General features: G+C 40.4%; 23 protein-coding genes. All 23 read right to left on the bottom strand.

The window, feature by feature from the left end:
- Positions 1–133 precede the first annotated feature (133 nt).
- A complete protein-coding gene (locus EO116_RS07460; RefSeq protein WP_127161287.1) occupies positions 134–1,741 on the bottom strand; it encodes a glycosyltransferase family 39 protein in 1,608 nt (535 codons plus the stop codon).
- Between the two features lie 25 nt (positions 1,742–1,766).
- Positions 1,767–2,102, bottom strand: a complete 336-nt coding sequence (locus tag EO116_RS07455; RefSeq protein WP_127161286.1) for a hypothetical protein — start codon at positions 2,100–2,102, stop codon at positions 1,767–1,769.
- An 8-nt stretch (positions 2,103–2,110) separates the two neighbouring features.
- A complete protein-coding gene (gatB, locus tag EO116_RS07450; RefSeq protein ID WP_126938696.1) occupies positions 2,111–3,556 on the bottom strand; it encodes an Asp-tRNA(Asn)/Glu-tRNA(Gln) amidotransferase subunit GatB in 1,446 nt (481 codons plus the stop codon).
- Complete coding sequence (gatA, locus tag EO116_RS07445) at positions 3,553–5,010, bottom strand: Asp-tRNA(Asn)/Glu-tRNA(Gln) amidotransferase subunit GatA (RefSeq protein WP_127161285.1); 1,458 nt, start codon at positions 5,008–5,010, stop codon at positions 3,553–3,555. The genes gatB and gatA overlap by 4 nt, the downstream gene beginning before the upstream one ends.
- Positions 5,011–5,020: 10 nt before the next feature.
- Positions 5,021–5,305: an Asp-tRNA(Asn)/Glu-tRNA(Gln) amidotransferase subunit GatC gene (gatC, locus tag EO116_RS07440; protein WP_126938694.1), complete on the bottom strand. Its 285-nt coding sequence runs from the start codon at positions 5,303–5,305 to the stop codon at positions 5,021–5,023.
- A 107-nt stretch (positions 5,306–5,412) separates the two neighbouring features.
- A complete protein-coding gene (locus EO116_RS07435; protein WP_127161284.1) occupies positions 5,413–6,624 on the bottom strand; it encodes an ABC transporter permease in 1,212 nt (403 codons plus the stop codon).
- Entirely contained in the window at positions 6,617–7,354 is a 738-nt protein-coding gene (locus tag EO116_RS07430) for an ABC transporter ATP-binding protein (RefSeq protein WP_127161283.1), read from the bottom strand. The genes EO116_RS07435 and EO116_RS07430 overlap by 8 nt, the downstream gene beginning before the upstream one ends.
- Complete coding sequence (locus EO116_RS07425; RefSeq protein WP_127161282.1) at positions 7,354–8,421, bottom strand: efflux RND transporter periplasmic adaptor subunit; 1,068 nt, start codon at positions 8,419–8,421, stop codon at positions 7,354–7,356. The genes EO116_RS07430 and EO116_RS07425 overlap by 1 nt, the downstream gene beginning before the upstream one ends.
- A gap of 260 nt (positions 8,422–8,681) precedes the next feature.
- Complete coding sequence (gene pfkA / locus EO116_RS07420; protein ID WP_127161281.1) at positions 8,682–9,641, bottom strand: 6-phosphofructokinase; 960 nt, start codon at positions 9,639–9,641, stop codon at positions 8,682–8,684.
- A gap of 1 nt (position 9,642) precedes the next feature.
- Positions 9,643–10,206 (bottom strand): shikimate kinase, encoded by a 564-nt coding sequence (locus EO116_RS07415; RefSeq protein ID WP_127161280.1) that lies wholly within the window; start codon positions 10,204–10,206, stop codon positions 9,643–9,645.
- A gap of 86 nt (positions 10,207–10,292) precedes the next feature.
- Positions 10,293–10,697 carry a hypothetical protein gene (locus tag EO116_RS07410; RefSeq protein ID WP_127161279.1) on the bottom strand — a complete coding sequence of 135 codons (405 nt, stop codon included), beginning with the start codon at positions 10,695–10,697 and terminating at the stop codon, positions 10,293–10,295.
- 13 nt (positions 10,698–10,710) lie between these two features.
- Positions 10,711–11,262: a hypothetical protein gene (locus tag EO116_RS07405; protein ID WP_127161278.1), complete on the bottom strand. Its 552-nt coding sequence runs from the start codon at positions 11,260–11,262 to the stop codon at positions 10,711–10,713.
- A complete protein-coding gene (locus EO116_RS07400; protein ID WP_127161277.1) occupies positions 11,252–12,085 on the bottom strand; it encodes a hypothetical protein in 834 nt (277 codons plus the stop codon). Before EO116_RS07400 ends, EO116_RS07405 begins: the two co-directional genes overlap by 11 nt.
- 10 nt (positions 12,086–12,095) lie before the next feature.
- Complete coding sequence (locus EO116_RS07395; protein WP_164726097.1) at positions 12,096–12,500, bottom strand: hypothetical protein; 405 nt, start codon at positions 12,498–12,500, stop codon at positions 12,096–12,098.
- A 338-nt stretch (positions 12,501–12,838) separates the two neighbouring features.
- The gene (locus tag EO116_RS07390; RefSeq protein ID WP_127161275.1) at positions 12,839–13,447 is read right to left on the bottom strand and encodes a hypothetical protein; all 609 of its coding nucleotides are present in this window, start codon (positions 13,445–13,447) and stop codon (positions 12,839–12,841) included.
- Positions 13,448–13,581: 134 nt separating this feature from the next.
- A complete protein-coding gene (locus EO116_RS07385) occupies positions 13,582–13,938 on the bottom strand; it encodes a hypothetical protein (RefSeq protein ID WP_127161274.1) in 357 nt (118 codons plus the stop codon).
- On the bottom strand, positions 13,935–14,402 hold the full coding sequence (locus EO116_RS07380) for a hypothetical protein (protein WP_127161273.1): 468 nt from the start codon (positions 14,400–14,402) through the stop codon (positions 13,935–13,937). The genes EO116_RS07385 and EO116_RS07380 overlap by 4 nt, the downstream gene beginning before the upstream one ends.
- A complete protein-coding gene (locus EO116_RS07375; protein WP_127161272.1) occupies positions 14,402–15,013 on the bottom strand; it encodes a prepilin peptidase in 612 nt (203 codons plus the stop codon). Before EO116_RS07375 ends, EO116_RS07380 begins: the two co-directional genes overlap by 1 nt.
- A 22-nt stretch (positions 15,014–15,035) precedes the next feature.
- Positions 15,036–15,413: a competence type IV pilus major pilin ComGC gene (locus tag EO116_RS07370; RefSeq protein WP_127161271.1), complete on the bottom strand. Its 378-nt coding sequence runs from the start codon at positions 15,411–15,413 to the stop codon at positions 15,036–15,038.
- A gap of 8 nt (positions 15,414–15,421) precedes the next feature.
- The gene (locus tag EO116_RS07365; protein ID WP_127161270.1) at positions 15,422–16,597 is read right to left on the bottom strand and encodes a type II secretion system F family protein; all 1,176 of its coding nucleotides are present in this window, start codon (positions 16,595–16,597) and stop codon (positions 15,422–15,424) included.
- Between the two features lie 12 nt (positions 16,598–16,609).
- A complete protein-coding gene (locus EO116_RS07360; RefSeq protein WP_127161269.1) occupies positions 16,610–17,602 on the bottom strand; it encodes a type IV pilus twitching motility protein PilT in 993 nt (330 codons plus the stop codon).
- Complete coding sequence (locus EO116_RS07355) at positions 17,599–18,612, bottom strand: GspE/PulE family protein (protein WP_127161268.1); 1,014 nt, start codon at positions 18,610–18,612, stop codon at positions 17,599–17,601. Before EO116_RS07355 ends, EO116_RS07360 begins: the two co-directional genes overlap by 4 nt.
- A 211-nt stretch (positions 18,613–18,823) precedes the next feature.
- Positions 18,824–20,707, bottom strand: a complete 1,884-nt coding sequence (locus EO116_RS07350) for an acyltransferase family protein (protein ID WP_127161267.1) — start codon at positions 20,705–20,707, stop codon at positions 18,824–18,826.
- Positions 20,708–20,915: the final 208 nt, after the last annotated feature.

The following is a 20,915-nucleotide window of genomic DNA, read 5'->3' as shown; positions in this document are numbered from 1 at the left end:
TACAGTCCTTCCCCCAATTATTATCGAGGCATAAAAAATATACCTCACATAGAGGACTCATACTATCTGTCCTATAGTAACAGAAACATGTTGGGGACACTCCCTAGGAGCATCCCCAATAATATGGTTACCATTATTTCGCTTTGTAGAAGACTCCTCGAGAATCTTTTTCTATAGGCTGAACCTGGTCATATAAACTTGTTTCTTTAAAATACGTTGCGTATTTATTCGGCACATAAATTAAGGCACGAGATAGCTTCTCTGCATCCTTTGCGAGCGCAATAGGTTTCACCATAGGCATAATATTCTTTCCATCTTCCCATACACTTTCATGTTCTTTGTAATGAATATAGGAAGTCGTCCGCCCTAAATAATAGGACAAGGAAGTACGGTAGTTACCATATTGATACACATCTAGTGGCGTAACACCTTCTAGTGCCACCACTTTATTAGCTAATACCTTAGCAGATTGGTCTTCCATAACTGGCACTAAGTTAGGAACTAATGCTAGATAGAATACAATAGCACTGGTTGCCATACTGCACACTATGGTTTTCCCTGTTCGTTTACTAGTGGCGTAGATGCAACTCACCACTGTTACCGCTAAACTAATCCAAAGATACGCACTATGTGATAAAGAGATGCTTAATCCCACTATGACTAATCCTAGTAAAAATGGAAATCCACCCAGTGCATATAGGGCAAACACCCTCCATGTCATCTTACGATCTTTGTATCCTTCTATACAAGCATGAATGCCCATACCTGCCCATAATGCCAAAGGAATCAGCATAATAAATGTGTAGGTAACATATTTAGTGGCCATACACGTGTAGAACAGAACAGTTCCTACAAACCAGAAAATAGACCAATACCAAATATAGGCGTGTTTCTGTTCATTAATACCACGAACTACAAAGCTAGTCCAAGGCATCATACAGATTGGTAATAAGGCAAAATACAAATACCACCAATTATGCTCTGGATGCTCTGGTACCGTCGCTCTCGTCACATTATGTAGCCCTAAAAATCCTTGGATAAAAGCATCTCCATGAACATGGTACATATATCCATACCAAGGTGCTACGACTAGGATAAAAGCAAGAATACCTTTCCAAGAAAAGACATATTTGAACCAATCCATACGACGATTCAAGGCCACATATAGAATTAAAATAATCCCTGGTAGCACGATCCCTACAGGGCCCTTGGTAAGTACCGCTAACCCAGCAAACAGATATGCATAGACCATATGGCGATGACTTTCACCTGTGATACCACGATATAAATAGTAAAAAATCCCCATAGAAAAGAGAAATAAATATCCATCCGTCACGACAGCATGACCGATGTACCAAAATTCTAACGCCGTTCCTAGGGCAATGGCACTCCACATGGCAATCCGTTCTACTTGATATATACTGAAAGCCATCCGATACATCGCTAATACTGTACAAGTAGAAACGACAATGGATGGCAATCGAGCAGCCAAATCAGAGATACCAAACAAAGAGTAGGACAGTATAAGCCCCCAATATGCCATAATTGGTTTATCATACCAATACATGTCATAAATCATAGGAGACAAAAACTCTCCATGTTTCATCATGGTCACGGCAGACAAAGCGTAGTTTGATTCCACTGTATCCGTCACAGGCAACGCCCATGCCATAAACAAGTAGAACAAAAACGTTCCTATCCCTAGCCATGCAAACCGCTTCCATGAAAATGTTTGTTCCATAGCAATACAACCTCTGTATTCAGATTTAAAAAAATAGTTTCCCCAACAAACGCATCACTAGCCAAGCTAAAATAATCACAAAAGCACCAGCAATGATAAATTTAGCTAGTGCAAATAACACTATAATAAGCATCACGATGCCTACTGCTATGCCTAGTTTCCAGTTCCAGCTAAGAGCATTCCACAAAAATATCTTCATATTAGGAATGGTTTGAAATTGGTCTTGTTCCTGTTGAGAAGATTGATAACGAGGAGCGTCATATGTACGCCCCTCTTCATCTATTGTTGTACCATCAAAGTCACGCAATTCCTCTTCTGAAAGAACGCGCGTTCCTTCATCATACTTTTGTTCTTGACTCATAGTCACTCCTATAGAGCTTGTAAATGTTTTTCCAACAATTCATTCACTACGCCAGGATTGGCTTTACCTTTAGAGGCACGCATCACTTGGCCCACCAAGAATCCGATAGCTTTACCTTTACCAGATTTGAAATCTTCCACAGATTTTGGATTATCTGCAATGACTTGTTTTACAATTTCTTCAATAGCTCCTGTATCGGTAATTTGAACTAAGCCTTCTTCTTCTACAATTTTGTCTGGATTTTTACCAGTTTCAAACATTTTGACAATCACTTGTTTTGCAATTTTACCAGAAATCGTGCCTTTTTCAATTAGGCTAATCATATCAGCCAATTGTTTTGGTTGTACTTTGCTATCCGCATAAGAAATACCAGCATCGTTCACAAGTTTTGCCAAATCACCGATGATCCAGTTAGATGCCGTTTTTGCATCTGCTCCAGCCTCTACGACAGCATCGAAATAGTCCGCTGTAGCACGTTGGCTTGTCAATGTACGTGCATCTTCACTGGACAATCCATAGGATTCCATGAAGCGTTGTTGTTTCGCTTCTGGCAATTCTGGTAAGGATTGACGGATTTCTTCTACATAGTTAGGATCTACCACGATAGGCACCAAGTCTGGTTCTGGGAAGAAACGGTAGTCATTTTCCTTCTCTTTCTTACGCATGGAAAGAGTGATACCTTTGCTATCGTCCCAAGTACGAGTTTCTTGAACAATCGTTTCTCCATCTTCCAAGGCTTCTGCTTGACGAAGTGCTTCGTATTCAATACCTTTTTGGATGCCTGTTAAAGAGTTCATATTTTTAATTTCGGTTTTCGTACCTAACTTTGTTTCTCCCACTGGGCGAATAGAAATGTTCGCATCACAACGCAAACTACCTTCTTCCATACGTCCGTCAGATACGCCTAAGTATTGTACAATAGCACGAATTTTATCCACATATTGGCGCGCTTCTTCACCAGAACGAAGATCAGGTTCTGATACGATTTCTAACAATGGTACACCTGTACGATTGTAGTCTACATTGGAGCTATCAGAGCTAGAAATAGTAGCACCACTATGCACTAATTTACCAGCATCTTCTTCCATATGGATACGGTTGATACGAATGCGACGAGTTTCACCATTCACCTCTACATCAAGATGACCGTTTACGCAAATAGGCAAGTCAAATTGAGAAGTTTGCCAGTTTTTAGGCAAATCTGGGTAATAATAGTTTTTGCGGTCAAATTTATTGAATAGTACGATTTCGCAGTTTAATGCTAAACCGACTTTGATAGCATATTCCAGCACTTTTTGGTTAAATACAGGCATAGTTCCTGGCAAACCTAAGCAAGTTGGACATACATGTGTATTATGGTCGCCCCCGAAGGCCGTTGTACAGGAGCAGAAAATTTTTGAATTTGTTTTCAGTTCAGTATGAACTTCAAGGCCTACTACTGTTTCATATTTCATAGTTTCAATTCTCCCATAGTTGGCAATTTTGTAAATTCAGGACATTCTTGTTCAAAGCTATAGGCTGCTTGCAACAATGTACTTTCACCCATAGCAGGCGCCAATAATTGCATACCGATTGGCATACCATTAGAACCAAATCCAGCAGGAATACTGATACCTGGGATACCTGCCAAGTTAACTGGCACTGTACATACATCCTCTAAATACATAGTCAATGGATCGTTGATTTTTTCACCAAATTTAAAAGCTGTATTCGGAGCGGTTGGTGTTAATAATACATCACATTCTTGGAATGCTGCATCAAACTCATTTTTAATCAAACGACGAGCTTTTAGAGCTTTTAAATAGTATGCATCATAATAACCAGAACTCAATACATAGGTACCTAACAAGATACGGCGTTGTACTTCTTCACCAAATCCTTGGGTACGAGTTTTGGTAGACATTTCCACCAAATTATCTGCTGGTACGCGAAGACCATAGCTAACTCCGTCATAACGAGCTAGGTTAGAACTAGCTTCTGCTAAAGCGATGATATAGTACGCAGACAAGGCATATTTTGTAGTTGGCAAGGAAATATCTACGATAGTGGCACCCATATTGCGATACGTTTCAATAGCTTTTTCCAAAGCTGCACGCACTTCTGGATGTAAGCCTTCACCAAAATATTCTTTTGGTACACCAATACGCAAGCCTTTTACATCTTTCACAAGAGTTTTTGTATAATCGACACGATGTCCTGGGATGGATGTAGAATCATGGAAATCATGGCCTGTAATAGCATTCAACACGATAGCTGCGTCACGCACATCTCTCGTAACAGGGCCAATTTGGTCCAAAGAAGATGCATAAGCAATCAAGCCATAGCGAGATACATTTCCATAAGTCGGTTTCAAACCAACCACACCACAATAGGATGCTGGTTGACGAATAGATCCACCTGTATCGGAACCTAATGCCCAGATTGCACTACCACTGGCAACAGCAGCCGCACTACCGCCAGAAGAACCGCCTGGTACATAGTCTGGATTCCATGGATTTGTCGTTTTGCCTAAGGCAGAGTTCTCTGTGGAGCTACCCATAGCAAATTCGTCCATGTTTAATTTACCCAAAATAACAGCATCTTGAGCTTGTAATTTTTCGATAACCGTTGCATTGTAAGGAGGCACAAAATTTTCTAACATGTGGGAGCCACATGTAGTAGCCACCCCTTTTGTACAAATATTATCTTTAATCGCCCCAGGAATCCCTGCTAATGGCGAAATAGTTTCTCCTTTTGCAATTTTAGCATCTACAGCCTCTGCTTGTGCTAACGCCGCTTCATGAGAGTCAGACAAGTACGCATGTACTGTTGGCTCTACATTACTTTTATGTGCCAATACAGCTTTTGTAAGCTCTAGGGCAGAAATTTCTTTATTTACTAATTTTTGATGTAATTCAAAAAGAGTCATGTATCTTCTCCTAGTTCTGTACAACACGAGGTACTCTGAAATACCCATTCTCTTCTTCAGGTGCATTTTGTAACGCCGCTTCTCGTGGCAATGATGGTTTCATCTCATCTGGACGATACACATTTTGTAATGGCACCGCATGAGCCATTGGCTCTACATCTGTTAAATCTAATTCTTCTAATTCCTCAACATAGGTAAGGATATTACTGAGAGCTTTTTCAGCAGCCTCTAAATCTTTAATTTCTAATCGGGATAATAAGGCAATATTCTTAATTTCCTCTTGACTAATTTTCATAGACACACATCCTTTCAATTTATATATTATACCATATTCTATCGGGAAAATGAAAAATACCAATATATAATAGGTCTAGTTTCCTATACATATTGGTATTTAGTCAGCTATTCATAATGTAAGGCATCAATAGGATTTAACTTCGCTGCTTTTCTAGCTGGATATAAACCAAATACAAGACCTATCGTCATAGAGAATCCAAAGGATAATAAAATAGGCCCTGTGGTCACTACAGTTTTTAACTTAGCTACTGTAGCAATCAGCTGTGACGCACCAATCCCCACTAGAATACCGATGGCACCACCTACGAGAGAGATAACGACGGCTTCAATTAAAAACTGTGTAATAATCGTACGATACGTAGCACCTAAGGCTTTACGAACACCAATTTCTCGAGTACGTTCTGTGACAGATACAAGCATGATATTCATAATACCAATGCCACCAACTAATAAAGAAATCGCTGCCACAGCACCTAGGAATAAGGTCATGGTAGCTGTATTTTCTTCTACCGCCTTCATAATGGATGCCATATTATTCACATTAAAATCATCGAGATCAGGATTTTTGATGCCATGACGAACACGCAAAATATTTTCTATATCTGCTTGCACCCGTTCCAAGTCTTCACCCTCTTTAGCTTGAATGTAGATCATACGCAAATAATCAACACCCATCACACGTTCCATCATAGTTGTATACGGTACTACAATGACATCATCTTGATCATTCCCCATAGTACCAGAACCCTTTTCATCAAGGACACCTACTACTTTAAAAGAATTTTTATGAATCCGAATATCCTTACCAATAGGATCTTCATTATCAAACAAGTTTTTTGCCACTGTGGCACCTATGACTGCCACCCGTTCACGGCGTTCAATTTGACTATCTGTAATAAAACGACCTGATTTCATAGTCCAATTGTTTACATACTGAAAGTCAGCGTTAGCACCATTCACAGTTGTGGTCCAATTCTTGCTCATGTACACAGTTAAATACGAATTAGCTGCTACTGGTGAAGCTGCTTGCACGCTATCCATCTTCGAAATAGCTTCATAGTCGCCCATTTTTAACGTTTTATTAGCACCAGATACCGGGCGTACCCCTGGTGTTCTAGGAGCCCCTGGATAAACCATTAATAGATTACTACCCAAACTGGAAATAGATTCTGTGATTTGTTGACGAACCCCATATCCAATGGATACAAGTGCAATCACCGCAGCTACACCAATGATGATACCTAGCATCGTCAATAATGATCGCATCTTATTGGCTATTAGAGATGACCAAGCCATTAAGAAACCTTCCTTATACATGGCTTTCACCTCCTACCTGCAATCCTTTCATATGGGGATTTATTCTATCTTCTACAATAAGACCATCTTTTAAAACCACATTGCGACCTGCATATTCAGCAATATCTGGCTCATGGGTGACTAAAATGATGGTACGCCCTTCTCGATATAATTCTGTGAAGATATGCATCACATCTAAACTTGCTTTTGAATCAAGGTTACCTGTAGGTTCATCCGCCATAATAATCGCTGGGTCATTTGCCAATGCCCTCGCAATAGCAACACGTTGTCGTTGTCCCCCTGATAATTCTGCTGGCATATGATCCAACCGAGTACCGAGCCCCAAATCTATCAATAACTGACTAGCCCTAGCTTTACGTTCTGCTTTAGACACTCCTGCATAGACCATCGGTAATGCTACATTATCTAGAGCCGTTAATTTAGGCAATAAATTAAAACTTTGGAACACGAACCCAATTCGTTTATTTCGTACATAGGCCAATTCATCGTCCCCCAGATGGGCTACTTCTTCTCCATCTAATCGATAGGAACCACTGGTAGGTCTATCAAGACACCCTAAGATATTCATAAACGTAGACTTCCCCGAACCAGAAGGTCCCATGATAGAGGTAAACTCCCCTTCATAAATGGACAAATCAACACCATGTAATACTGGTACCGTTAACTTTCCATTCACATAGGTTTTCGTAATCCCCTCCAAGGTAATGACTGCTTTTTTTGGAGTTTCCATTAGAATGGCCCTCTCTGTTGTTGTTTTTTCGTCGCACTTACATCACCACTGATAATGATTTCATCGCCTTCTGCTACTCCAGATATAATTTCAATTGTAGAATCACCCGTCATGCCAGTTTTCACACTGGTTCTAACAGGTTTGCCATCTTTGATGACATACACAAATTCTCCTACTTTATCGGAGCGAACAGCAGCCAATGGAACTACCAACACATTTTGTCGTTCTTCGCCATGAATTGTTGCCCGCGCTGTCATAGATGGGAAGAAATGACTTACATCGCTTGCTGGAATTGCTACACGCACTGTATAGTACACTACGGACGAGCTGGTCGTTCCCATACTACCTTTTGTGCCTAAGGAAATACTTTTAACAGTACCTGTGAAAGTCTGACCTGGATGCGCATCGACTGTAAAATCTACTTTGGCACCTTCTTTTACATTTCCAATATCTGTTTCGTCAACTGTTAAATAAATTTCTAAATCAGATAAATCAGCGATAGTGGCGATGATCATTTGTGTAGAAATACCAGTGGCGATAGTTTGACCTGCTTTCAAAGGCTCTCCAATAATGGTCCCATCCATAGGAGCTGTAATAGTACTATCTGTTAAGTTCGCTGCCACCTGATCATAACTAGCTTTTGCTTTTTCATAGGCTGCTAAGGCATTGTCATAGGTTTGCTGTGAAATGGCACCTTGTGACACTAGCGTACGGTATCGATCCAAATCTGTGGCGGTTTGGTTGAGCGTAGCCCTTGCATTATCTACAGAAGCTTGTAATTGACGAGAATCAATAGTAGCGATAACTTGCCCTGCTGTTACATGCTGATTGGCTTTTACCAGCACAGACTCTAATTTACCAGGAATATTTGTAGACACATCTACATAACGAACCGGATTAATGGTTCCCGTTGCACTAATAGTAGATGAAATACTACCTTTTCCTACTTTACCCGTTGTATACATAGGCGCATCTTTCGTTTGGCTACTACTATACCATTGCCATCCACCAATAGCTACCACTAAGATAGCCACAATGGCAATCCATAATTTTTTATTTTTCCACATGAAATATCTCCTTTCGTTTATCAATTGTATATAAAATACACCAACATAGTGTTTCCTTACTCTAATAGGAGTAACCTTCAACATATAGTATAGACTTTCATCTCCTTAAACTGGTTTACGCCTGCTGATAGCTTCCTTTTATAAGTAGCCTTTTACTATAGTATAAAACAAAATATACCATAGATAGAGGATAAAAAGAAAAGAAAACTAAAGTTAGTTTTCTTTATCTTATACAATACAATAGTAAAACAACTATGGAATTATTGTCCTAATACACGTATTAATTGGTATAAAGAAGTATCTAAAGGATACTCACACGTTGCAGCTTCCTCATAGTCTATGGCATCAATATGATTGCAATGAACTCCTATCAGATGATGTGTATGCCCCTCTAACAAGGCACGTACTCCCGCCTCTCCTAAGCGAGCAGCCATTAGTGCATCATACGCAGACGGTGAGCCACCACGTTGTAAATACCCTAAGACAGTAACAGAAGGCGCATAGGATGTATGCTCTTTAATATATTGGGCTACTTCAAAAGCGCTATAGGCTCCTTCCGCCACGATGATAATACTATTCTTTTTACCATTACGGGTTGTATTTTCTAATGATTCTTTTACCTCTTCTAATGTCATTGGCACCTCTGGTGTCAGCACCACCTCAGCACCGCATGCGACGCCTGCGTAGACAGCAATATGACCTGCATGTCGTCCCATCACTTCTACAATAGCTACACGATCATGAGCTGTAGAGGTATCACGAATTTTGCTCACCCCATCAATGATGGTATTAAGAGCTGTATCAAAACCGATTGTATAATCAGTACCATTCATATCTTTATCAATAGTGCCTGGAATTGTCACCGTAGGTAATCCCAGGTCAGACAACACCTTAGCACCACACATAGAACCATCTCCACCAACAACGACTAATCCGTCAATACCGTGACGACGTAAATTGTCATAGCCCCTTTGCTGATGTTCAAGTTCTTTAAATTCAAGACAACGAGAGGATTTTAAAATCGTTCCTCCCTTGTTCACAATATTCCCTACACTACGTCGAGTCAAAGGAATAAAGTCTTCTTCTAAAACGCCCAAAAAGCCTCGTTGTATTCCTACTACATCGAGGCCTTCATATATTGCACTTCTTGTAATGGAACGAATGACTGCATTCATTCCTGGTGCATCTCCACCACTTGTCAAAATAGCTATACGTTTCATATTATTCACCTTGGTGTACTTTTCGCCGCTTAAAATATATGCCCTTAGACTTTATAGATCCGTCAATACTTGTGACTAATTCATCGGTATGGCTGTATGTAGTATCTAACACATGGTCACATTTCCGATACAATGGTTTCCACCTACGCATCATCCATGCTACATACCCAGATACATCATCATAGTTCATGGTCGGTCGTTTACCAACCCAACGATTAACACGATTCACAATTCGATAATGTGAAGCACGAATGCCCACAATAAATGAATATTTTTGCATATATCGTAGTGTACGCATATCCACTGGGAAATTTCCACCTACGGAAATCACCGCTTCATGATACATAGCCACTTTTTTAATCACTTCAAATTCCGCACGGCGAAATGCCTTTTCACCTATTGTCTTAAAAATATCAGCAATAGGCATATTATATCGTTTTTCTAATATACGATCCGTGTCAACAAATTGCCAGCCTTTGGCGTCCGCTAAATTTCGACCTAAGTGACTTTTTCCGCTCCCCATAGAACCAATGAGGATAATGTTTCTCTTGATAGTCGTTTTCATGTTGTATAATATCTCATTCTTCCATCTAGTAGTAAATTTTAACTTTATTTTACTATACTCGACTATACTTTGACAAACCATTAGGGCTATTTTTTAGTATTTTCATAAATCTTACATTGTAAAGTAGTCACACCTTGTGCGTGAATAATTTTTTCTATCCTAAAACGTAAAGTAGGATGTATCTTTTGCATCCCTACTAGCCACTGCACCATATCTAGGGTAGACCCTTGCACTACCACATCTAGAGCTCCCTCTTCTTTATGTGTACTGACCATGATTAGAGGTGTATCTTCTATGGAGGATAGCACCAAATGATACAGCCCTTCTAGATCTAATACAGTATCATCTAATTGTTTCACAAATTGATAACTTTCACTATTTAAAAATGTTGTTTCTGCCTCCTGTGAAAGTATCTCTTCATCAATCTCTGCGGAGATTCGTTTCGTTTCTCCCTGAAAGTACACCGTCATACTAATGCTTATAGTTACCACACAACAGTACATACTAATGACTAGGAGCAGACTTCTTTTGGGAATGGGCAGGGCTTTCCACAGTGCCTGTAATACGACTGCGGTATAGTGTAGTTCCGGATTCTTTTTCCACCACTTCATCATAGTGACGGTGACCTCCTAATCGACTCAATACCGAACTAAACTGATGTAATTCATTTTCATTAGTCCCTCTAGCTTCCACATACCATTGATTCATGGTAGACCACTCGACTAATTGGATGTGATATGTATTCGATGCGTCTAGTAAGTATATACATTCCTTCAACGTTCCCTGTGGTGATGGTTCATCTTTTTTGTTTTCTTGAACCATGGTTTCGTACACACTATGTGCCTCCTTAGCATCAATATGGTGTGAAGTTACATCTGTTTGTTTTTCTACTATATCTTGATACTGTATATATGCTTTTGTACCCATCGCTACTGCACCTACTAAACCAGCAATCAATAGAACCAATAAAGCCCACCATATGTGTTTGTACCGAATATACCAACACATCCACTGTATATCCGGTTCTATGAAAGTAAGATTTGCCTTATTTTCCATCAGTAAGTAACCTAATCGCTAAACCAAATGCCATTTCATGATTTATATTCTGTGGATTATAGTTTTCTCCTTTATCTACAATATGAAGGGGTACCTGATCAATTGTTCCATAAGTTTCTAAAATAGGCTCAAAGGCTTTAACTCTTGTTTCATCAAAACCAACTACTATAGCTCCCTTAGGATAGGGCACTTGAAATTGTTTGCTATCTTCATAGACCGTTTCACATGCTTCCAATACTTCGTTCACACCTAATGACACTAAGGTATGCCCCGTACAGAATTTATCATTCCATAACGATACTCGCACCTTATCCTCTTCTGGAGTGATACAAAGCATAGATGATTCTCGACCACGACTGAACGCAAGCGGTGCTGGCCAGTAATCGATAACACAAAGATTGCCCCCGCCTTGTTGAATCCCTCGCGCCACCTGTTTAACTTGGTTACGTTCTAAGGCCACGATAAGAATGAACATTAACTCCTCCGTCGTACCTGGTCTAGAGGCGAAATCAATGGCATTAGGAAATTCTTCATTCTGAAAGATTCGTTTTCCCTCACGTTGGGCAAATAAGTATTGATCTATTTTATGCATCATTGGTGTTTCCATGTACACTGATTGTAGTGGAGATACAAAGACACAACCGATGGATATGCCTGTTTCTCCATAATAGTCAAAAAACTCTTTTATATCCGTCCCCATATCACTATGCCGATTTTGAACGATAACATCTTCTAGCACAGCAGTACCTTCAATTTTGTAGGCTTTCACTCCCACAATTTCATCATGTCCAATGGCAATAGCCATTACTGGATTGGTTTTCATATTGACCCCCTTATTCTTGCACTCCTTCTATGCGTATAGCATCCAATACATCATGTTTATATACTGTTCTAAAGTACACGTCTTGCCTCACATTTGTTTCTGTGCCTACATCGATACATATAAGCCGTAAGCAATATCGTTGTGGCTCTTGCTCTTTATATATAATAGCTTCAATTCGTTCCGTATCTGTTTCTTCTAGTACATATTTCGGTGAACCACTACCAATTATTTCCTTTTGATGTGCTAAAAAGAATTTTTTATTTGTACCTAATACTATGCCCCGCTCTATGCCATATTGACATCTAACAAACCGATATTCATCCATCATGCTATGATACGTAATCTGCATCGTCTGTTGCCAAGCTATCCAAGTACCAATAGTCATCATGGCTATCAGCAAAATCATGTACGACACAAAGCCATTTTTCTTTCTCCCTTTCCAGCGGAACATACTAGCTAACCTCTCATGCATTCCTCAATATAACCGTTCTACAATATCTATTTCTAACTACAACTGCTTTCCTTGCCCATTTTTCTTTTGCTCTTTCCAGCACAACATAATATTTAACCTCGCATACATTACCTAATATAAGTGCTCTACGAGCATCTATTTTTAACTAACTGTTTTTTTGCATATATTTTTACAGCTTCTGACTTAATTCACACCCCTATAGATAGATTATGCATAGTAACATGTATGCTCAGTATTTCTGCTCATATGCGTATTTCTATCTATTATGACAAAGTACCACCTTACTTTGCCGTATGGTGTAATCTCTGAAGATAGGTGGCATACGGCAAAATCCCAGTCTGTACATGATATCGGTTCTGTCCACCTTCCATAAGTTGAATGTAATCTCGTCTCCAATAAGGTCGTACCTCTGAGTACCAATGTAAATCAACGAGACCATCTGATCGTTCCTGAAAAAATGTAGAACCTTCTGAAAATACATGTATTTTCCCTATCTTGGGACTGATCTCACTTTCCGTAATATCCTGTAATTGTCCATCAGATAGGATAGTCACGAAAGCATCTTGATAGACCCGTATCCGCCAATTGGAAGGAGATACTAACCAGGAGCCATCTTCACTGACTCGTGTTTTTTTCTCACTATAACGAAGACGATTCATAATCTGTATGCGACTAAACCTAGCATCTAATAGTAATTCATGACGGTGATGTAACATATGTAGCCACTTCACACTATGTGATGTGATAAGGAAAAATCCCGTCACTATGGTCACTAGTAACAAGCTACCTAATAGTGCTTCTACTAGTAAAAATCCGTCTATTTTACCTGTACGATTAGTACACCTATAGAAAGGCCTAACAATTTTTACACTCAACATTGTACGTTTCACCCATATATACCTACCTCTCTATGGCCTCTCATGTATTTTATATATTTTACTTCCAGTATGCTCTATATCTCATCTGATTGCATTGTCACTATATTAACTGATTATCCTGTTTCTTGTAGTACCCATGATGCAACTCATTGACTAGGTTCCAACAAATAGGTAGTGAACCGATGTATTTCCTCTCCATGCCGATAAGCGATTACCGTCAATACATGTATTCCATCTCGATGTTCTTCCTCTATCCTCTGAAAGCTTGTAGTCCCTACACTTGGAGGTTCATCAGACTCTAGAGTTTTTCTGTATGCCCAACTAGCTTTCCCCTCTTCCATATATAAAATCATAGCTTGCAGTGCTCTATCTTCCTCCATCATTTTCCCATATTGCTGGATACTGCTCATCATGAGCACAAATAAAGTAGAGCATAATAGGCTCATGACAAACAGTGAGGCTAATACATCCATGTAGAGAAATCCCTCTTGTTGTGCTTTCAAAATTTTGATTCCTCCCAACGTATACGCCCAGATTGTCGAGCAAAAATAAAGGTTCGTTTATAGCGAATCACAGAATCCACTAAGGTGACGGTAAACACTTTCCCTACCCCCTTATGACCTGCAAAGCGCAACACCTGAGATGTACCTGTAAATTCAATATGCATAGAGGGAGGTAACTCACGATAGACCATAGTACTAGACCCATTGATATATCCATATCTAGTTCCGTCTAATACTATACGATTACCACCTCCAACACGCTGTAAATTCCCATATAAGGTAGCTATCTGCATACGCTTGATATGCGCAAATAAAATACGTCCTTCTCGATCAAAATGGTAGTACTCTCGTTGTTCTCCATTATTTAAGAGCAACACCATGCCGATGATAAGAGAGCAAATCGTCATATATAGCAAGACTTCCACTAACAAGGAGCCTGTTTCTGTGTGCCTAACTACTTTCATCATAGCCACCTCTCAAAAGGATAGATGAATAGTAGAATCGTTGCCACACTGAAAGAAGGACCAAAGGGAATATAGGTATGATTTGGAGATGTAAGACGCCACACACAACTGTACAAGATGCCAATCATAGAGGAAAGTCCGCATAATGCCAAGCATTCCCCTGATGTGAGCCAACAACTAATGGCCATCAACCATTTGATGTCACCCAGTCCCACACCACCATGGCTAAACCACCGTAATGACCACCACAATCCGCCCATACAGAGAGCATTGACGACTATCATCAGCACATCACCATTACCTATCCACTGGTAAACAAATCCACATATACAAATTAGAATAGCTCCCTCATCGGGAAGAATATAATATAGCTTATCGATGGTTGATCCCCAAAAGAGCGTTACCTCCAGCATATAAAGAAGTCCCAGTTCATAGATATTCGTAATGTATCCAACTTGATAGGCATAGCAAAGCCCTACTGTCCCTATGATATGAGCAAAGATGGTCATAAGGCACCACATACTGTGTGTTTTCATATAGGTCCAAGAAACAATGAGATAGAGGCTTGCAACTCCTGTGACACCAGCAATACCTCCTAGTACATACTCCATATTTCCCTCTTCCTTCTACTAATTACTTGTCCGCATCAGGTGCTGTGACAGCAATATGTTTACCTTTACCACCTTCATTTTGTACACTGGTGATTGTGTACTCTCCCCCTTTAGGAGTTTTCACATGTTCTGTCAAATACCCTTCTTTGTATAATGTATCTACAGTCGGTACTGTATCGGTAGATTGTTCCATCATATACAGCTGTGCTGCGTTGGAAATCGTTGTCACATCCGATTTAACTTTCGCTTCCTTCGCCTTGTTTGAGGCATTTAAAAATTGTGGCATTGCCAAGGATGCTAAAATGGCAATGACTGCCACCACAACCATTAATTCCACTAATGTAAATCCATCTTGTTGCTTACGTTGTCGTAAGGATAAACGTTGTCGAAGTGCTTCCATACTTCCTCCTATTGAATAGCTGAAATTGAATTAAACATCGGTAGCATTACTGCTACCACAAGTAAAGCGATCATACTGCCCATAATACTGAGCATAATAGGTTCTAATAATTGTTCTCCTCGTTTTACGGTCCGTTCCAAAATTCCCTTATAATACGCATGCCCTTGATCTAACATACTTTCTAGGTCACCCGTTTCTTCTCCAATACGAAGTAAATCCCATACAAACGGAGTCCCTAATTGTACTTGTTCTAATGAGTCTGTGAATCCATGACCTTGGGAAATACGAGTTTTTACCTCTTGTTGTAAGGTGCTTGCCCAACGGTTGCCCCACAGCGATTCTGTCATATCCAACAGTTGTAACAAAGGTATACCGCTTTTTAACAGTAGCTTCCAAATCTGACACATGCGTACCAACGTATACGCCATAAGCCATTCCCTTTTTGCCATACATAGCCAAACCTTACGATGTACGCTAAACTTCACAGATTCTCGTTGGTACAATTTCCACAAAACCATACCCAATGCTAGTAAAGCAACCAAGAGATATACTCCTTTTTGTTGTAACCAAGTGCCCCCTGTAAAAAGCGCTGCTGTAAGAGGTGGTAATTCGATTTGCATGCTTTCGAAAACAGATTTAAATTGAGGTAAAATAAACCCTACTGCTACCCCTACAAATATCATCATCAGTGCTACCAAAAAAGAAGGATACGTAATGGCTGATACCAATTGTTGTCGCAATCGGTGCTCCTCTTCATACATGCTTTGAATCATACCTAAGGATTCCACTAAGGTTCCTGATGCTTCACCCGCTTCCAGTATAGTTGTAACAATGACAGGGCAATGGTACTTGGCTAAACTTTTTGACAATGCCATACCACGTCCTACATCTTCACGAATATCTTCATAGGGGATAGTAGATCCTTTCGTATTGGTCATCATATCTAAGGCTTTTCGTAACGATATACCTGCACCCAACAACATATGCAATCGATAGGCAAAGTGAATCATATGAGCTGTTTTCCATTGTTTCTTTTTTTCCTTCCCCACAACACATTCCAAGTGAATCGGCGTTATGGATTGATAGGCTAGCTTTGCCTGCACTTCTTCTTCTGAATCACCCCATACTTTGCCTGACACTATTTTTTTGTCCGTCGAAAATCCTTCATAGGTATACCAACTCATAGATGTTCTCCACTAATTTACCTGTAATACAGACTCTAATACTGGCGATGAACCATAGATAGCCCGCAACTCAGCGACTGCCATTTCCAATGTTTTCATCGGTCTTTGCGTTTCTTGCAAGGATACAATTTGCGGCTCCTTTCGTTGCCGTATCAAATTTGCCACTGCTGGGGTATTAATCAAAATATCTCGCACCGGTATAAATCTATCATCGATAACAACCAGTCGTTGGCAGATGACAGCTCGTAATATCTGTGAAAGCTGCGTCCGCACTTCTTCTTGTTGATGTGCTGGAAACATCGAAATCATCCGGTTTATTGACATGGTAGCACGTTGCGTGTGTAAGGTAGCAAATACGAGATGTCCCGTTTCTGCCGCATGTAATGCTGCTTCCAAGGTTTCCCTATCCCGTACCTCACCGATTAAAATCACATCTGGATCTTCTCGCAACGCATCTCGGATACCGTCCGCCATATGATGAAAGTGTGTATGCAATTCCCGTTGATGTATCAAGGACAGTTGATGGTCTAAGACATATTCAATGGGATCTTCTAACGTAATAATATGACGGCGCATACTTTCATTAATATGCATTAAACAAGAAGTAAGAGTATAGGATTTTCCTGAACCAGTGGCACCAGCGATGATAACCAGCCCCTCTTTAAAAGAAGAGATACGGCGCAATAAATTGCCCTCTTCCGAAGTGTCTAGCCCTGTTTTTGGTGGATACAAAATACGTAAGGTACCGCCCCAACCAGAACGCCAACGGAATAAATGTACCCGAATGCGTAAGCCTTCAAAGGTCATGGCTCCATCATAGGACATCATAGTATCCGATATGGTATGTACTTGGTCGGTTAGAAACGTAAGCATGTCTTCATCAGATAATTCGTACTCTGTAGGTACTACATCCATGCCTAAACGCCAAAAGACTGTCCCACTTTGTATATGAATGTCGGTAGCCCCACGCTCGATAGCTTCGTGCACTAGCTGTGACAAAATCATAGTACTACCCCCACACGACGAACTTCCTCTTCTGTAGTCAATCCTTCCTCGATGGCTCGACGTGCGGACTCTTCCAAAGAACAAAGCAGATAAGAATCTAGCTGTTCCCAACAGCAATCATGGTTCGGAATGGCTAACAACTCATACAATCCACAACGACCATGATACACTCCATTTACTAGAGTTCGTACCAATCGTTGCGAGATAACACCGGTCAAGGTGGCACGTACAAGATAGTCTTCTACACCCATATCTACCAATCGTTCCACTACGCCTATGGCATGGTTCGTATGAATCGTAGATAACACACGATGCCCCGTAAGCGCTGCCTGTACCGCCAGCTGTGCCGTTTCTTGGTCACGAATTTCACCGACCACTATGGTATCTGGGTCATGTCGTAAAATGGCACGTAATCCTTTACTGAAAGTCATACCAATCTGTGGCTGTACACCAATTTGAACAGCTTTTTCTACGATACGTTCCACTGGATGCTCCAAGGTAATAATTTGTTCCTCTTCTCCATTAAGTTCTTGCAATAATGCATACAAGGTAGAACTTTTACCAGACCCTGTGGGCCCACACACAAGCAGTAACCCATGTGGACGTGCCAATAACCTGCGCACCTCTGCACTAATATAATCCGGCATGCCTAATTCTTCTAAGGATTTTATCTGCTCATCATGCCAAAAGAGACGACATACAAGACTTTCACCATACACAGACGGCAAGGAAGACATACGTATCGTTCCTGAGTGATTTTCATGAGTCCACACATACCGCCCATCTTGGGGCAATCTTTTTTCACTAATATCTAAAGACCCTAACACTTTCAAACGATTCATCACTTGCTCACCTTCTGGCATGGGAATCCGAGCTATCTCTTGCAAACGACCATCCAAGCGGAATCGTACTTGCACCTCTTTTTCTAAGGTATCAAAATGCATATCACTGGCTCCACTTTCATAGGCACGCTGAAAGAAATGATTCAGCTCAATCTCCACATGGTACATAATGTCACCTCCTTTACTTGCGTACTTAGGATTTCTCTATGCACCCGCTAAAATCCTAGAAAACACTCCTACCAGTCAACGTTGACTGGTAGTGCTATTTTAGGGGATATTAATCAAAAAAGGGTCGTAACAAAGATGTAGAATCTACATATTGTTACAACCCTTATATATTGGCATGTCTAGCTAATCCCTCTTATCGTAAGATAAGTACTTAGCGCTTTTTCTGTTTTTTATTTGTTTCTCCCTGTTGGAGCAATACTTTTTTCACTTCATCATGGATGAATTTAGAGTATTCTTTCACCCCTGTATCATTCGGATGAATACCATCATCTCCGAGCCAATCTCGATGTTTCGCTGCTAGGCTAGCCCAGTCGATGATATGTACATTCGGATGTTCTTTCGCAAGCTTAGTTAAGTACACATTGTTGGCCTCAATCCACTGAATGCCTGGCGCATAATTGTTGATCCAGAAAATCTGACGATTTGAACCTAAATACTGCACCAACGCTTTTGTTTCATCTTCATAATAGCCTGTAATAGGACCATTGGTACCAAGACCGATGAGTACCGCATTTCCTAGTTGCTGGTTCGCATCCATTTGTTTCGCAATCCCTAAACCTGCTCCTACATAGCGAGATACTTTAGCATCAATTTGGATACCTGCAAAATCTTGTCGCAATGCATGAGCGGAGCCAAGCATGACGGAATCACCAATGGCTGCCATATGCACCATATCTTGTGGATCACTGACAGTAGAAAGGTCGATGACCTTTGCATTTTCTGCAGCTTGGGATTCTGCATTCTTCGCCAATCGCACTTGTAACTCTGTCACGTCTTGTTGCTTCTCTGCAGGTGCTGTAGCGAAGGCATACACACCTAGGACAATACAAACAGTCCCAACGATAGATAGCACTTTCACATAGTAGGAACGAATGACATCCACAATGGCACGAACACTGTCTTGACGGACACACCAATTCGTCACCGCTTCAGACCAAAGTGTAAGACCGATGATAGCCATCACTAAGACGAAATAGTAGGCTATAGGCGATGCAAAAAATTCCATAAGCCCCATATGTTCAAAAAGGTAGATCATTGGATATTGCCATAAAAACAATCCATAACTATGTTTACCAAACCATGATAAGACAGGCATATCCATCAATTTTCCAAGTGGCGCATTAGGACGTTCTACTAACCACACCATGAAACCAAATAAGCAAGTAAATGCTACCATGCCATAGGTGTAAAGAGAAGGACTTTGTCCATCTAAATAGATATATCCTACTACGGTGGCAATGATGCCTGCCAATAGGAATATACTGCTGATGACATTTCCTTTCATAGTACCCAACGGATATAGTTTTTGTTCACTCCGATGCAATCCCAAAAAGGCGCCCAATAACAAAGCGAATAGCCGCGTGTCTGTGCCGTAATAAAAACGAGATACGTCCATACCCTCTGTATATAGTAGTGGCATAATGACAGAGGATCCTAACGCCAATGCTAGCATCCATACTAGACCGATGATGTAACTCCACTGTTTTTTCAGTGCTACATAGGTCCAATATAGGATGGGCCAAATGACAATGTACTGAATTTCTACCCCTAAGAACCACATATGGGTGAATGGCGATGTGTTCACTAAACGGGTGAAATAATCTGCATTTTGTGCGATTTGCCACCAGTTATTATAGCCCAGCAAAATGGACATCACTTCTGGGCGTATGCCCGCTAGTTTGTCAGGTAACAGCAAATGCCACAGTCCTAAGATGACTGCCACCATCAACACTAAGGGAATGAGAATCCGCTCTGCCCTACGCTGAAAGAATTTTGAAATGCTGTAATTTCCCAACTTCCATTGTTGATTGGTGGTGAAAGCTAATAAATACCCCGATAATACAAAGAAAAGGGAAACCCCCATGAACCCGCCACTGGCTGCATGGGGAAATAGATGAAAGATCGTGACGCCTAGAATGGCTAACCCTTTTAGTCCGTCAAGACCTTTTACAAACTGACCTGGTTTCACTCCTATAATACGTTTTTTCTGTCTGGAACCGAGCCCTTGATGCGGTTCTTCTAGCTCTGGTGGCATTATTTGTCTTCCCTTCCATTATGAATAATATATACTACATTATTTGATACGTAATATACATTATAGCATAGAGAATGGGCACTGCGTAGAGTAAATTTTAAGAATAGTAAGCACTTTCTTATTACAAAAAAAAGGCTCTATACTAAATGTTGGGGCTACTCATATAAGAGTAGCCGCCAACATTCTTTTTTTGTAATAAAATAGACAT

This window comes from Veillonella sp. VA137, assembly GCF_003992015.1.
Taxonomy (GTDB): Bacteria; Bacillota; Negativicutes; order Veillonellales; family Veillonellaceae; genus F0422.
The sequence above is the reverse complement of the archived record's forward strand: the minus strand, read 5'-3'. Positions and strand labels throughout refer to the sequence as shown.